The organism is uncultured Granulicatella sp. (assembly GCF_938030755.1).
Taxonomy (GTDB): domain Bacteria; phylum Bacillota; class Bacilli; order Lactobacillales; family Aerococcaceae; genus Granulicatella.
Window position 1 is genome coordinate 1 of record NZ_CALHIF010000039.1, and the last position, 15,795, is coordinate 15,795.

The 15,795-nt window shown below is 37.9% G+C and carries 12 protein-coding genes; 10 read left to right on the forward strand and 2 right to left on the reverse strand.

The window, feature by feature from the left end; genetic code table 11:
• Together Q0594_RS03650 and Q0594_RS03655 are read right to left on the reverse strand one after the other, a co-directional pair.
• Window positions 1-203 (reverse strand): transposase (locus Q0594_RS03650; protein ID WP_298729676.1); only part of this gene is annotated, 203 nt, incomplete at its 3' end.
• A 76-nt stretch (window positions 204-279) separates the two neighbouring features.
• On the reverse strand, window positions 280-624 hold the full coding sequence (locus tag Q0594_RS03655) for a hypothetical protein (RefSeq protein ID WP_298729678.1): 345 nt from the start codon (window positions 622-624) through the stop codon (window positions 280-282).
• A 229-nt stretch (window positions 625-853) separates the two neighbouring features.
• On the opposite strand from Q0594_RS03655, the gene Q0594_RS03660 reads away from it, so the two are divergent.
• The 10 genes from Q0594_RS03660 (at window position 854) to Q0594_RS03705 (ending at window position 15,579) form a co-directional block, all read left to right on the forward strand.
• Complete coding sequence (locus tag Q0594_RS03660; RefSeq protein ID WP_298729680.1) at window positions 854-1,180, forward strand: hypothetical protein; 327 nt, start codon at window positions 854-856, stop codon at window positions 1,178-1,180.
• The gene (locus Q0594_RS03665) at window positions 1,167-3,131 is read left to right on the forward strand and encodes a V-type ATP synthase subunit I (protein ID WP_298729682.1); all 1,965 of its coding nucleotides are present in this window, start codon (window positions 1,167-1,169) and stop codon (window positions 3,129-3,131) included. Before Q0594_RS03660 ends, Q0594_RS03665 begins: the two co-directional genes overlap by 14 nt.
• Before the next feature lie 17 nt (window positions 3,132-3,148).
• The gene (locus Q0594_RS03670) at window positions 3,149-3,631 is read left to right on the forward strand and encodes a V-type ATP synthase subunit K (RefSeq protein ID WP_005605008.1); all 483 of its coding nucleotides are present in this window, start codon (window positions 3,149-3,151) and stop codon (window positions 3,629-3,631) included.
• Window positions 3,632-3,645: 14 nt separating this feature from the next.
• Entirely contained in the window at window positions 3,646-4,230 is a 585-nt protein-coding gene (locus Q0594_RS03675; protein ID WP_298729684.1) for a hypothetical protein, read from the forward strand.
• Between the two features lie 11 nt (window positions 4,231-4,241).
• Complete coding sequence (locus Q0594_RS03680) at window positions 4,242-5,243, forward strand: V-type ATPase subunit (protein WP_298729686.1); 1,002 nt, start codon at window positions 4,242-4,244, stop codon at window positions 5,241-5,243.
• The gene (locus Q0594_RS03685) at window positions 5,233-5,544 is read left to right on the forward strand and encodes a V-type ATP synthase subunit F (RefSeq protein ID WP_070436861.1); all 312 of its coding nucleotides are present in this window, start codon (window positions 5,233-5,235) and stop codon (window positions 5,542-5,544) included. The genes Q0594_RS03680 and Q0594_RS03685 overlap by 11 nt, the downstream gene beginning before the upstream one ends.
• A gap of 33 nt (window positions 5,545-5,577) precedes the next feature.
• Window positions 5,578-7,359: a V-type ATP synthase subunit A gene (locus Q0594_RS03690; protein WP_298729690.1), complete on the forward strand. Its 1,782-nt coding sequence runs from the start codon at window positions 5,578-5,580 to the stop codon at window positions 7,357-7,359.
• Window positions 7,352-8,728, forward strand: coding sequence for a V-type ATP synthase subunit B (locus tag Q0594_RS03695; RefSeq protein ID WP_048783889.1), 1,377 nt, complete (start codon window positions 7,352-7,354; stop codon window positions 8,726-8,728). The genes Q0594_RS03690 and Q0594_RS03695 overlap by 8 nt, the downstream gene beginning before the upstream one ends.
• A gap of 5 nt (window positions 8,729-8,733) precedes the next feature.
• The gene (locus Q0594_RS03700; RefSeq protein WP_289015504.1) at window positions 8,734-9,366 is read left to right on the forward strand and encodes a V-type ATP synthase subunit D; all 633 of its coding nucleotides are present in this window, start codon (window positions 8,734-8,736) and stop codon (window positions 9,364-9,366) included.
• 192 nt (window positions 9,367-9,558) lie between these two features.
• Window positions 9,559-15,579, forward strand: a complete 6,021-nt coding sequence (locus Q0594_RS03705; protein WP_298729698.1) for a SpGH101 family endo-alpha-N-acetylgalactosaminidase — start codon at window positions 9,559-9,561, stop codon at window positions 15,577-15,579.
• Window positions 15,580-15,795: the final 216 nt, after the last annotated feature.

Here is a 15,795-nt window from a genome sequence, read left to right on the forward strand (position 1 = left end):
TCAATCATTTCTTGTTTTATTTCTGGAGGATAATAAATATTCTTCCCTCTTTTTACTATCTCTAAACCATAACGATCAATCAATTTAATCATATAGACAAGATTTCTAGCATTTATACCAAACGTATCTGCAAGTCGTGAGTAGCTAAATCCTTGTTTTCTGAGTTCATAAATTTGAACTTTATCTTCATAAGTTAATTTCATAAAAAAGCACCCCAAAAGTTAGATTTTCTGTCTAACTTTTGGGGACTTCAAATTACCATATATGGTAATTGCAGGTTTAATCTAATTCCATGCAAGCAACGATTTGATCCACATTCAAGATATGAGTGATGTTAGATCCTTCTTCTAAAAATACAAAGTGGTTATTCATTTGAATAGGGCTCTTAATCATACCGTTCTTCGTGAATGTAATTAAATTCCCAGCGTTATCGTATTTCTCGAAGTGGAGTACGATTGGTTTCTTGAAGTAGAAGCTGTGGTGAATTTGTTCAACCACGTCAATCAGTGGCATAACATTTGGTTTAAAGAACACATCTCTTTCTTCATATTCCTCTTGAGAGACTTGTAGTTTATTGATTAATGGTTTGATAAATGATGTGAATGGTGTTTTGCGTTGTTCCATTTTCGATACCTCCGAACATTTGTTTGCATACTTATTATACGAACAAACGTTCTAAAAAGCAATAGAAAAGAAAAATTTTTTCAAAAAAGTTGTGTTTCTTCCTATTTATAAAGTTTCGTTTTGCCCGAGAATACTGGTAAATTATCGTTTGATACCTAGCAAAAGAAAGTTTATAATGGTAAGGTAAGCATTTTACTATTCGTGAAAACGAATGGATTGGAGGTGTCACATGAGTCAAGAGATTCTAAATTCTGTTTTAGCGATTGAATCTGAGGCGAAAGCGTTGAAGGAAAAATTCGATGAAAAGCTTTCTGAAACGAAAGCAGCAACAGATCAAAGAGTGAATGAAGCAAAATCGAATATGGAACAATCGTTAGAAGTTTACGCTAAGGAGTTGAAAGAAAAAAATCAACAAAAGAGAGCGGCTTTTGAAACGAAAGTGAAAGAGGAAGAACAAGCAGAAATTCATGCGTTAACAGAACGTTTCAATAATCTGAAGCAGGATTTAGTTCAGGATACTGTGAAGGAGGTGTTGAAGAGATATGGCGATAGCTAAAATGAATAAAGTCATGTTAATTGCTCCTACAGAAAAGCAAAATGACTTATTAGATGCTATTCAAGAATTACAATCGTTAGAAGTAACCTCTCTAGAACAGGCAAAAGAACTATTTACACAAAAATCCATCGTTTTGAAAGATGCCGATGAACAAGAAGTAAATACTCTTCAACAAAAGTTCGAAGGAATTAATGCGGCGATTGCTTTTGTAGAAAAAAATCAAAAGCAACCCTCGATGATTCAACAGTTAAAAATTGCAAAGGAACAGTTTACACTATCTGAGCTTCAAGCGGAAGTTTCAAAGTGGAATACGGATGAGCTCGTTCAACATGTTGAAAATATTCGTTCTTCTTTACGCAAAAAAGAGGATGAATTAAAAGAACTCAGAGAAAAAGAAACGCTGTTACGTAAGTGGAGTGTTCTTGATTTTTATCCAAAAGATATTTTCAAACATCCTTATACGAAGACAAAGATGGGTGTCATTCCTCAAGCAGTGGATAATGCATACTTAGAAATTTTGAAGAATAGTGAACTAATCTCTGTTCATGAGGTGTATCATACGCGTGAGGAAATCGGACTTCTTGTGACCTATCCAAGAAAGGCACAATTAGAAGCCAAAACGGAACTTGCTAAAGCACATTTCAGTATTGTATGGTACGCCTTTGAAGAAGCTCCTTCTATTGAGTTGGAGAAAAATTTAAAAGCCCAACAAGACGTACTAGACGAGAAGAAAGCCATTCTGTCTTCATTGGAAGAGGAGAAAGATTTACTTCGTAAGTTGAAACTTTCTTCGGAAGCAAGTTTTAATGCATTGCAAAAAGAAAAAGCAAAAAATGAATTAGTGAATGGGGAACATGTTTTTGTTCTTCAGGGATGGATGACGACTAAAGCGGTAGAAGATGTAGAACAGCAATTAGGAGAAAAATTAGGAGAAGGAGAATATGTTTTCCTTCCACTCGAAATTTCTAAAGAAGAGTACGAAGAAGTACCGATTGTGTTAGAAAATAATGCATTTTTACAACCGTTTGAAAATCTAACAGAAATGTATGGATTACCAAAATATGGAGAACTCGATCCTACACCATTTACGGCACCATTTTACCTTGCGTTCTTTGGAATGATGGCTGCTGATTTAGGATATGGAGCTTTGCTGTGGTTAGGTACTTTTCTACTATTGAAATTTTTCCATTTTGATAAAGGAATGTGTAGAAACTTGAAGTTTTTCCATTTACTTAGCTACCCGGTAATGTTATGGGGAATCGTATTTGGTTCAGCTTTCGGGGCAGATTTACCATTCCAACCACTATCATTATCGAATGACTTAATCACGATTATGATTATTTCAATTATATTCGGTGTCGTTCAAATCATGGTCGGACTATCTCTAGGTGCCTACGCTAATCTTAAGAAGAAGGCCTATACCGATGCCTACACAAGTCATATTGGTTGGCTTGCGATTTTAACGGGTCTCATTTTGTACGTAGTTGGTGGAATGGTACTCAATATTTCTTGGATTGCAACAATTGGATCTTCGATTTCGATTATTGCAGCCATTGGTATTGTAGTTGTCACAGTACTAACTAGTGATAATAAATGGGGCGGCCTAGCAAGTGGGCTCTACAATTTATATGGAATCAGTGGATATGTAGCAGATATCGTTAGTTATACCCGTTTAATGGCATTAGCCGTTTCAGGAGGAAGTATTGCAAGTGCATTTAATATGTTGGTTGGATTTTTACCACCAGTTGCACGTTTTTCAGCAGGAATCATCCTTATCATTGCGCTACACGGATTGAATATTTTCCTTTCGTTCCTAGGAGCATATGTTCACGGGTTACGTCTTCAGTTCGTAGAATTTTTCGGTAAGTTCTATGAGGGTGGAGGAAGAGCACATAAACCATTCAAAACTTATGAAAAGTATATTGATATAAAACATCAAAAATCAGAATAAATGGAGGAAATATAATTATGACAAACTGGTTAACATTTTTCGCTGAAAATGGTGGAGGGCAAATCTTTGCTGCTCTAGGGATGGCAATTGCCATTATCTTCTCAGGGATCGGATCATCAAAAGGGGTAGGGATTGCCGGTGAAGCAGCTGCTGCCTTAATTAAAGAACAACCTGAAAAATTCGTTCAAGCATTAATCTTACAACTATTACCTGGTACACAAGGGATCTACGGATTCATCGTTGCCTTCTTCATCATGATTAACATGTCAGCTTCAATGACATTAGCAGCTGGTTTATACTTATTCATGGCAGCTTTACCAATCGCATTCACTGGTTTATTCTCAGGAATTGCTCAAGGTAAAGTAGCAGCAGCAGGGGTACAAATCTTAGCGAAAAAACCTGAAGAATCTACTAAAGGGATTATCTTTGCCGCAATGGTTGAAACTTACGCAATCTTAGGATTACTTGCTTCTATCTTAATTATCATTAACAAAGGTTAAGAGGAGGGGTATTCTTGAAAGATTTAGAGCAACTAAAACAACTTATTCTAGCGGATTTAGAAAAAGAATCAAAGCAGCGAATTGAGGTTGCTACTAAAGAACAAGAAGAACGCATCAATCAAATGAATGCCCAATATTCGCAACAAGAAATGGCGAAGAAAACGGCATTAAAACAAGAAGCAAAATCACAATACGAAAAAGAGCAACAGACTATTTTGAACGCAAGTAAAAAAGAAGTCTTGCGCGTAAAACGTGAACTTCTTGAGAGTGTATTTGAGGACGTTCTACAAGTAATGTCAACCTGGAATGGGGAAACATTACGTCTCTTTATCGAGTCAGCTATTCGCAAATTACCAAAACAACAACAAACAACTCTTACTTTTGGAGAACAAACCGTTTTTCGTTTGAGCGATGAAGACAAACTCGCATTAACTGCGCAATTTGCCTTCGTTCAAATCGACACAGCAACTCTTCCAAAGAAAGCAGGATTTGTGTTGAAACAAGAAGGTATCGAATATAACTATTTATTCGAAGCATTAATTGAAGATTTAAAAGAAGAATATTCACCTATCTTAGCTAGAAAAGCATTCATTGGGTAAGGAGGGATGGAATGAATGATTTAGCCTATTCAGGAGTGAATACGACCGTTCGTATTCTTGAACAGCAATTACTGTCCAAGGAACAATTGAATGGGATTCTCGTATCTAAATCCTTACAACAAGCATTAGAAGCCTTGCAAAAGACAAGTTATGAGGTAGATGTACAAGAAGTTCTAGAATCAAGACAGTTTGACCCCGTCCTAGATGCCCATTTGAAGCGCAACTATGATGAGGTGTTAGAACTCATTCCAGATGCATCACTTCTTGATGTATTCTCGATTCGTTACACTTACCATAATCTAAAAGTTCTTCTGAAATCGAAGTTCTCTGGAAAAGACTTAAAACATTTATGTGTACCGTTAGGACGTTATTCTCTCGATACATTAAATCAATTAGTCGAAACCCAAGATTCACTCGATGTCCCAGCCATCATGATTGAAGGTGTCCGTGAAGCGTATGCCGATTTTGAAAACTTTGGTCGCCTCGAAGCGGCGGATGTATTTATGGATCGCTACTATTTCAAACATCTTCGACTCATCGACCGTACCATGAATCAAGAGGTCATCCATCAAATCGTGAACATTATGATTGATTTGGAAAATATCACCATCTTAATTCGTGCCGCAAAGCAAAAACAATCACGCTCATTCTTAATTGGGGTATTGTCTAGTGAAGGTACGGTAGATAAGACATTATTAATCGATGAAGTACTCGAAAAGGGAACAGAAGCTCTGATTGACCTTTATCGTCACGTTCCATACTATGACAAGATTGTTGCGATTTTAGAACAGGAAGAACATCCAGTCTTTGCATTGGAATTATTAAAAGAAGAATTGATTTATCACATTCTGGAAGAAGCGACTTTTGAACCATTTGGACCACTGCCTAGTCTAGCGTATATTCATGCGTTAGAGATGGAAGTGAAAAACCTTCGTCTATTACTTGTTGGTGTGGACAATGAGTTTACTGAAGAACAATTAAGAGAAAGGATGCGACCAGTTTATGTCTCATAAAATTGCCGTAGTGGGCGACAAAGATTCCATCCTTCCTTTTAAAATTTTAGGGTTTGACGTGTATCCTTGCCATGAAGCGCAAAGTGCACGAAAGACGATTGATGAACTTGCTGGAGATCAATTTGGGATTATTTATGTAACGGAAGCTATTGCTAGTCAGATTCCGGAAACGATTCGTCGTTATGATGCAGAAATTTCACCAGCCATCATCCTCATTCCAAACCATAAAGGATCTTTAGGAATTGGAAAATCAAGAATTCAAGAAAATGTTGAAAAAGCGGTTGGACAAAACATCTTATAACCAACCAATCACTAAACTAAGGGAGGTACCTCAGTGAAGATCGGAAGAATCGTAAAAGTATCAGGTCCTCTTGTGACTGCTGAAGGAATGGAAGATGCGAATATTCAAGATATTTGTCGCGTAGGTCATCTAGGCCTTATCGGTGAGATCATCGAAATGCGTAAAGATATCGCATCCATTCAGGTATATGAAGAAACTTCAGGAATTGGACCAGGAGAACCCGTTGAAACAACAGGGGAAGCATTATCTGTTGAATTGGCGCCAGGGATTGTATCTCAAATGTTTGATGGGATTCAACGTCCCCTCAATAAATTTAAAGAAGTATCGCAAAGTGACTTCTTAGTCCGCGGAACAAACGTGGATGCTCTAGACCGTGAAAAAGAGTGGGAATTCGTTCCTACTGCTACAGTTGGTCAAGAAGTAGAAGCCGGAGACATTATTGGTTATGTACAAGAAACAAAAGTTGTACAACATAAAATCATGGTGCCATATGGTGTTAAAGGTAAATTAGTAAAAGTGGAAGCTGGAAACTTCAAAATTGAAGATACAGTGTACCAAATCGAAACAGAATCAGGCGTACGTGATTTCAACTTAATTCAACGTTGGCCAGTACGTCGTGGTCGTCCATATAAAATAAAGAAAAATACGGAAGTTCCAATGTTAACAGGACAACGTGTTATCGATACTTTCTTCCCAGTAACAAAAGGGGGAGCAGCAGCTGTACCAGGGCCATTCGGAGCTGGTAAAACAGTGGTGCAACACCAAATCGCGAAATGGGCAGACGTGGATATCGTAGTATACGTAGGTTGTGGGGAACGTGGAAACGAAATGACTGACGTATTGAACGAATTCCCTGAATTGATTGACCCAACAACTGGTGAATCTATCATGGAACGTACGATCTTAATCGCAAACACTTCTAACATGCCAGTAGCGGCTCGTGAAGCGTCTATTTACACAGGAATCACTATTGCGGAATACTTCCGTGATATGGGATATAACGTAGCTATCATGGCAGACTCAACCTCACGTTGGGCAGAAGCGCTTCGTGAAATGTCTGGACGTCTAGAAGAAATGCCAGGGGACGAAGGTTACCCAGCATACTTAGGAAGCCGTATCGCAGAATACTACGAACGTGCTGGACGTGTTGAAACATTAGGTAGCGATGGCCGTGAAGGTACCATTACAGCAATCGGTGCCGTATCACCTCCAGGGGGAGATACATCAGAACCAGTCACACAAAATACATTACGTGTAGCGAAAGTATTCTGGGGATTAGATGCAACATTGGCGCAAAAACGTCACTTCCCATCTATGAACTGGTTAACTTCTTACTCATTGTATGATCCAGAAGTGGGTAAATACATGGATGAGAATGTGCATTCAAACTGGTCTGAATTTGTTCAACATGCAATGAACACATTACAAGAAGAAGCAAGCTTAGAAGAAATCGTTCGTTTAGTTGGTCTTGAATCATTATCTGAACGTGACCGTTTAACAATGATGACAGCTAAAATGCTTCGTGAAGACTTCTTACAACAAAATGCGTTTGACGATGTCGATACATTCTCATCTCGTGAGAAACAATATCGCATGTTAGAACTTATCTTGACATTTGAAAAAGAAGCGCGCCGTGCGATGAAACTTGGTTCATACTATGCGGAAATTATCGACGGAACAGAAGATGTACGTGACCGTATTGCACGTTCAAAATATATTCCAGAATCTGAAATGGCTCGTTTCGATGAAATCAGAGAGCAAATTAAAACAGATATCGAAAAAACAATTCAACATGGAGGGATGACACATGCTTAAAGAGTATCGTACGATTAGTGAAGTTGTTGGCCCTTTAATGATGGTTGAACAAGTCGAAGGCGTTAAATATGATGAGTTGGTTGAAATCCAATTACAAAATGGTGAATTACGTCATGGACAAGTACTGGAAGTAAACGAAGATAAAGCGATGGTTCAGATTTTTGAAGGACCAAGCGGCATTAACATTCGTGATACAAAAGTACGTTTCCGTGGTAAACCATTATCATTAAACGTATCTGAAGACATGATTGGTCGTATTTTCGATGGAATGGGGAACGTCATGGATAATGGTCCAGAAATCCTTCCAGAAGCGACTTTAGACGTAAACGGACAAGCGATTAACCCAGTTTCTCGTGACTATCCGGATGAATTTATTCAAACAGGAATTTCTGCTATTGACCACTTGAACACACTTGTTCGTGGACAAAAATTACCAGTATTCTCTGGTTCCGGACTTCCTCATAAAGAGTTAGCAGCCCAAATCGCACGTCAAGCGACTGTATTAAACAGTGACGAAAAATTCGCGGTAGTATTTGCTGCAATGGGAATTACCTTCGACGAAGCGGAATACTTCATGGAAGACTTCCGTAAGACAGGGGCTATTGACCGTTCAGTGATGTTCCTAAACTTAGCCAGCGACCCAGCCATTGAACGTATTGCGACTCCAAAAATCGCATTAACAACAGCTGAGTACTTAGCGTTTGAAAAAGGAATGCACGTATTGGTTATCATGACGGACATGACTAACTACTGTGAAGCGCTTCGTGAAATTTCAGCGGCTCGTCGTGAAGTTCCAGGACGTCGTGGATATCCAGGTTACTTATATACAAACCTTTCTACAATCTACGAACGTGCAGGACGTATCGTTGGTAAACCGGGATCTGTAACTCAAATTCCAATCCTTTCAATGCCTGAAGATGATATTACTCACCCAATTCCTGACTTAACAGGATATATTACAGAAGGACAAATCATTTTGGACCGTGCTCTTGATAAACAAGGGATTCAACCTCCAATTAATGTATTACCTTCATTATCTCGTCTAAAAGATAAAGGTTCAGGTGAAGGAAAAACTCGTAAGGACCACGCCCCAACGATGAACCAATTGTTCGCAGCTTATGCGACTGGTAAACAAGCCAAAGAACTTGCAGTTGTATTAGGAGAATCTGCATTATCGAAAACCGATAAGAAATATGTAGAGTTCACAGAACGCTTTGAACGTGAATATGTTGGACAAGGTTTCTACACGAACCGTTCAATCCAAGAAACATTAGACCTTGGGTGGGAACTCTTATCAATCCTTCCACGTACGGAATTGAAACGGATTAAGGATGAGTTATTAGATGAATATCTTCCGGAAGGGGAGTGATTCCTTTGACACGATTGAATGTCAAACCAACCCGAATGGAATTGACGAAATTAAAGCATCGTCTTGTCGTGTCAAAAAGGGGGCATAAACTCCTAAAGGATAAACAAGATGAGTTAATGCGTCAGTTCATCGAATTAATTCGAAAAAATAATGCGTTACGTGATGCGGTTGAAACTCGTCTCGTAGAAGGAATGAAGAGCTTCGTTCTTGCGAAAGCAACATTAGAAGAAGCGTTCATTGAGGAGCTTGTGGCGATTCCGCCACAAAGCGTATCCTTAGATCTTCAAGAAAAGAACATTATGAGTGTATATGTTCCAGAAATGAATTTCACTGTGAAAGATGAAAATGAGGAAAGTGACTTCAAATATGGTTACTTGAACTCAAATAGTGAGATTGATGATTCTGTAGAGGAAATCTCAGATGTGTTAAATGATCTACTAGAGTTGACAGAGATTGAAAAAACTTGCCAACTTCTTGCAGATGAAATTGAGAAAACAAGACGTCGTGTAAACGCCCTTGAATATCGATTGATCCCACAATTAGAAGAAACGATTTACTTTATCGAAATGAAACTTGAAGAAAATGAACGCGCAAGCATTACCCGTATTATGAAAGTCAAAGATATGGGACAAAAATAAAATGAGGTCCTTAGCACTATTTGTGCTAAGGACTTTTTTGCATTTAAATTTTGTTAAACAATAAACAAAATGGAAACGGTTTAAAAAAGAGCAAAAAAGTATAAGTAAAGAGCAAGAACGTTCATGTGCCAAGCTTATTAAAATGCTAAAATTATTTATGTAAACGTTTTTATAATATTAAGGAGGGGTATTATGTATAAACATAAAAATATGGAGAAGAGACAGCGCTTCTCTATAAGAAAGCTCACGGTCGGAACTTGTTCTGTGATTATTGGGGCTTTCTTTTTTGGCACACTTCAACCTGTTTCTGCTAGTGAAGTAGCTGGAACAGAAGTCGTTGCAACTGCAACTGAAAATGGACCAAATCATGAAGCTGTACAAAATACTGAGGAGAAATCAGGTGAAGCGGTATCTGAAGTAACAGCAACAGACACGCAGACTCCTAAGAATAGCTCCGAAGAAAAAACAGTTACAGAAGCAACTGGAAAAGAAGCTACTGAAGCAACAGCAACTGAACATGTTGAAACGGGTAAAACTGAAACAGATGCTAATGCTGAAAAAGCAAAAGAAAAAGAAGATAAAACAGTAGAGAAAAAATCTGAAGAAGAAAAAGCTGCAACAGCTGCTACTGGAGAAAATAGAGAAGCAACTGAGAAAACAGCTCCAACGAAAGAGTGGGATTCTTCTAGTAGAGTAAAAGGGAAAGTAGAGGTTGTTGAAGAAGGTGGCGTTCGTTACAATAAATTAACTTCAACATCATCTAATGACAACGGAGCCAATGAAGCTTTATTCGAAAAACAAGGCTTACAAGCAGATGAAGAAGGAAATGTCAACATTGATTTAACTTTTAAAGCCAATACGGCACCTGCTGAAACTCGATTTGGTGTCTATCTAAAGTATAAAGATAATGACAACAACATCTTTGTAGGATATGACAAAGGTGGTTGGTTCTGGCAATATAAAGGACCAGGTGTAAACACATGGTATAGCAAGACTCGTGTAGAAGCACCTGCTATTGGTGAAGAAAATCATCTTTCTATTGTTTATAAAAAAGATGGTCAATTAAACGCAACGAATAATGGACAAAACTTATTTAGTACTGAGGTTGTTCCAGAGGCAGTGAAAAATGCTTTAGCGGGCATCAAGAAAGTTTACTTGAAAGCAGGTACATGGGGAACAGAATTAACTTCAGTATCGATTAAAGCAGATAACCAAGAAAATGTAAGACAAGATAATGAACCAAATAATCCAGTGGATGATGGTCTTGCTAGAAACGACCAAGATGTTCATTATGAAACGCTACAATCTGAAACATTAAAAGCGATTATTGATACTGCGTTTCCACGTGTGAAAGAATATGAATTAGATGGTAAAACATTAACAGGTCAAGTTCAAAAAATTGATAAAATGTCTATCAATGGCGTTTTAGTTAAACCAGAAGTTCAATATCGTAAAATTGACGATAAAACAGCTGAGTATGTGATGACAGTAAGAAATGATGATGAATTCATCAATGCTGAGATTACTGTTAAATTACAATTAGTTGGAAACGAAATGCATTTTGACGTTACTAAAGTAGTCAATAAAAATAACGTTGAAATGGGCAAACCGGTAGACAATGTTCGTAAACTCATTCAAACCATTGAATTTCCTGGGAATACACTTGTTTCAGTAGGATCTAACAAACAAAATGCCAAATTTGATGGGGCACAAATGTCTACAAACACTCATAGATCTGGAGATTACCATTTAGATTTACATTCTGGAAAAATGAATGAGTATACTTACGGATTTATGTATGGATTTGTTTCCTCAAATGAATTGTCAGCATCAGTTTGGAGTAACTCACAATTCACTTATCAAGGAAATGACTTTGCACGTTTGACTACTGCATTACAAAGAGTTGAAGGTGTGAACTACTTAGGAATTCAAAGTTCACCTTATTGGTATCAACGTGCTTATAAGAATTTGGTATATCCTGAATATACTTTAGAATTACCAAGTTCAAAAGTTGTCATTACAAAAGACTTAAATAAAGATAATGTCGTGGACTGGCAAGATGGTGCGATTGCATATCGTAATATCATGAACAATCCAAAAGGGGCAGAATCTGTTCCAGATTTAGTCGCTTATCGTATTGCGATGAACTTCGCTTCTCAAGCGCAAAACCCATTCTTAATGACCCTAGATGGTATTAAGAAGATTAACTTACACACAGATGGCTTAGGACAATCAATCCTTCTTAAAGGATATGGTAGTGAAGGTCACGACTCAGGTCACTTAAACTATGCAGATATCGGTAAGAGAATTGGTGGGGTTGAAGACTTCAAGAAATTATTAGCAAGAGCAAAAGAATACGGTGCTAAAATTGGTATTCACGTAAACGCTTCTGAAACATATCCAGAGTCTAAATACTTTAGTGAAGCTATTCTTCGTAAGAATCCAGATGGAACTTACATGTATGGTTGGAACTGGCTAGACCAAGGAATTAATATTGATGCTAGCTATGACTTAGCTCATAACCGTCTACAACGTTGGAAAGAATTAAGAGAAAAACTTGGCGCTGACTTAGACTTCATTTATGTGGACGTTTGGGGTAACGGACAATCAGGAGATAACTCTGCTTGGCCAACTCACGTACTTGCAAAAGAACTAAACTCTCAAGGTTGGCGTATGGCCATCGAGTGGGGCTTCGGTGCGGAATATGATTCAACATTCCAACACTGGGCAGCTGACTTAACTTACGGTGGATATACACTCAAAGGGATCAACTCAAATATCACTCGATTCATCCGTAACCACCAAAAAGACTCATGGGTGGGTGACTATCCAAAATACGGTGGGGCTGCAAATTATCCATTACTTGGTGGATATAACATGAAAGACTTCGAAGGATGGCAAGGTCGAAGCGATTACGAAGGATATATTCGTAACCTCTTCGAAAACAACATTATGACGAAGTATTTCCAACACTACAAAGTATCTAAATGGATTAATGGAAACCCAGTTGCAATGAGCGACAACGGTCAAAACTATAAGTGGACACCAGAAATGGAAGTACATTTAACAAATGACAAAGGGGACGAAGTGAAAATTGTTCGTCAATCTAATGATCCAAATAGTCCAGATTACCGTAAACGTGTGACGACATTAAATGGCCGTGTCATCGAAAATGGTGGTAGCTATTTAGTTCCATGGAACTGGGATGAAAATGGTAAACCTTTAACAGGTGACAAAGAAAAAATGTACTTCTTTACAAACACAACAGGAACAACTGAATGGACACTTCCTGAAGATTGGACTGGAGATAAAGTATACCTCTATCGCTTAACAGACCAAGGAAAACAAGATGTTGTTGAATTAACTGTGGGTGCAGATCGAAAGATTCAAATTACAGGAGACGCATATCAACCTTATGTACTTTATAAAGCCCCTCAAGGCAAGAAGACAATGGTATGGAGTGAAGGCTTGCATATCACTGACCAAGGATTTAATAGTGGAACATTAGATCATTGGGAAAAAACAGGAGATGCAGAGCATGCTGAAATTGTGAAATCTCAAGGTGCAAATGAAATGCTTCGTATTCAAGGAAACAAACAAAGAGTAACCTTGAAACAACGATTAACTGATTTGAAACCAAATACGAAATATGCAGTTTATGTTGGGGTAGATAACCGTAGTGATGCTCGTGCGGATATTACTGTTCGTGTTGGTGATAAAGTAATTTCAAATTACACGAATAAATCTATTGCGAAGAACTATGTACAAGCACATGCGCATAACACACTTCCGAAGAATGCAACGGTGGATAACACAAGTTACTTCCAAAATATGTATGTATACTTTACTACAGGGGATGATGTTTCTAACGTTACATTAGAACTTGGTCGTGATGCTGATGAAAAAGCAACTTATTTCGATGAAATTCGTGTGTTTGAAAATAAATCAGTTATGTATGGTGAAAAACATGATACAGGTTCTGGTAAATTCAAACAAAACTTTGAAGAAGTACCTCAAGGAATCTTCCCATTCGTAGTTGGGGATGTAGAAGGGGTTCAAGATAACCGAACTCACTTATCCGAAAAACATGAACCATATACTCAACGTGGATGGAATGGTAAGAAAGTAAATGATGTTATCGAAGGGGATTGGTCATTGAAGACTAATGGTTTATCAGGATATGATAAACTTGTTTACCAAACAATTCCTCAAAACTTCCGCTTTGAAGAAGGTAAAACTTATAAAGTAACTTTCGATTACGAAGCAGGGTCTAATGGGGCATACTCATTCGTAATTGGTAATGGAGAAAATAGCCGTCGTAGTAAATTAACGAAATATGATTTAGAAAATACTTGGGAAAAATCTTCAAAACCTAAGAGAGTAAGCTTCTACGTAACAGGTGAGAAAGGTGGAAACACTTGGGTTGGTATTTACTCAAATGCTCGTGGTGCCGATACAAAAGGTGACACAAATAATAACGAAATCAACTTTAAAGGTTATAAAGACTTCATGATGGATAACCTCGAAATTGAAGAAATCAAACTAACTGGTAAGATGATTGTTGATGATGCATTTGAAAAGAACACACCAGTCGTTAACGGAAATTACAAATCTGAATCTCTAAATGCTTATAAAGATGCAGTTGCTGCTCTATTAGAAGCTGAAGATGATATTAGTATTGAAGATGCAAAAGCTTTAGTACAAAGAGTACAAGAAGCAAAAGACGCTCTTCAAGAAAAACGTACAACTCCTACTTGGGATGATATTGAAGACGGAGGAATTGAAGCTCCTTATGAAAATGTAGATAATCCATACTATGCGTTTGATAATAATCCAAATACATTGTGGCATACACCATATGGAGTTGACAGTTTAGGACAATCTCTTAAAGTAACATTTAAGACTCCACTAGAATCAACTCGTTTTGAATATGTACCAAGACAATCTGGTGCAAATGGACGAGTGATGAGCGGAAGTTTAACAGTTATTGATGAAAATGACAAGGAACATCACTTTAGCTTCCAAGGTTGGAGAAATGATGCTAAGACGAAAGTTGTTAATTTTGGTGCTCCAATTAAAGTGAAGAAAGCTATCTTTACTGGTAATGAAACTTATGGGGACTATGGACATATTTCTGCTGCAGAATTACGTTTTGTATTACCAGTAGAAGCCGATACTCCAGTAGATGAGTCAGCGCTTAAAGCAGAAATCGATCGAGTAAGTAAAATTGACCGTAAAGAAGTGAAAGAATACTTAGCTGGTCTCATTGCTTATAAAGAAGGACTTGCTGGACAAAATCTATTGACACCAAATGCGGTTCAACGATTAGTGGAAGAGTTGAAAGAAGTGAAGGAAACGGAAGAGCCTCAACCAAATCCGGACCCAGAGAAACCAACTCCAGATCCAGAGAAACCAACTCCAGATCCAGAGAAACCAACTCCAGATCCAGAGAAGCCAACTCCAGATCCAGAGAAACCAACTCCGGATCCAGAGAAACCAACTCCAAATCCAGAAAAACCAACGCCAGATCAACCAGCTGTAGAATTACCTCTTTACGAAACAGATGGTGTGAAGGTAACAGTTGATAAGGAAAAAGGTATTGCGAAATTCGAAGACGAAAACGGAGATACGCCAGTAGTCGTTGAAGTACCAACTAAACTTCTTGATAAGAACATCAAGAAACTTAAAGTTGAAAAAGTGAACGAAACAATTAAAGGTCTTGAAGGAAAAGAATATCAAGGTTATGAAATTACTTTCGTTGACAAAGATGATAAACCAGTTCGTGTTGAAGGGGATGCGAAAGTCACATTCCCTGTTGCTAAAGAAGTAGATGGAGCTTACTTCGTAACAAGTGATACGAAAGAAGTGAAAGAAAAAGTTGCATTCTCTAATGGAGAAAACAATGTTGTTACACTTAACGTTAAACACTTCAGTTTATACGCAGTTACATTTAAAGTTGCTGCTAGTGAAACTCCAGCAACTCCAACTACTCCAGCAACACCTACTACACAAGTTTCACCAGCAACACCAGCTGCTCCAAGTGAAAAACCAGGAGAAAATAAACCAGCTCCAGTTTCACCAGCAGCAGGCCAAGCAAAAGAAACATTACCAAATACAGGGGTAGCAGATGCAACTCCAGGAATCCTTGGAGGAATTCTTGCAGCTCTTGGTGGATTAGGCCTAGCCGTTCCTAAAAAAGGTAAAAGAGACTAGGAACAAACGAAAACATCGAATGCATTGGACACTCCTAATCGGTCCAAAGCATTTGTAAAAGTAGTCTGCCCTCAAACCGGTTCACAATGTGAGCCGGTTTTCTCCTTTAAAAAAGCAAAATGTTGCAAAATTATTTGAAATAGCGTAAAATTTATCTATTCAATGAAGAGAACAACTTGTGTAAATATACTTTGTAGAGAGCCGATTGTAGGTGGA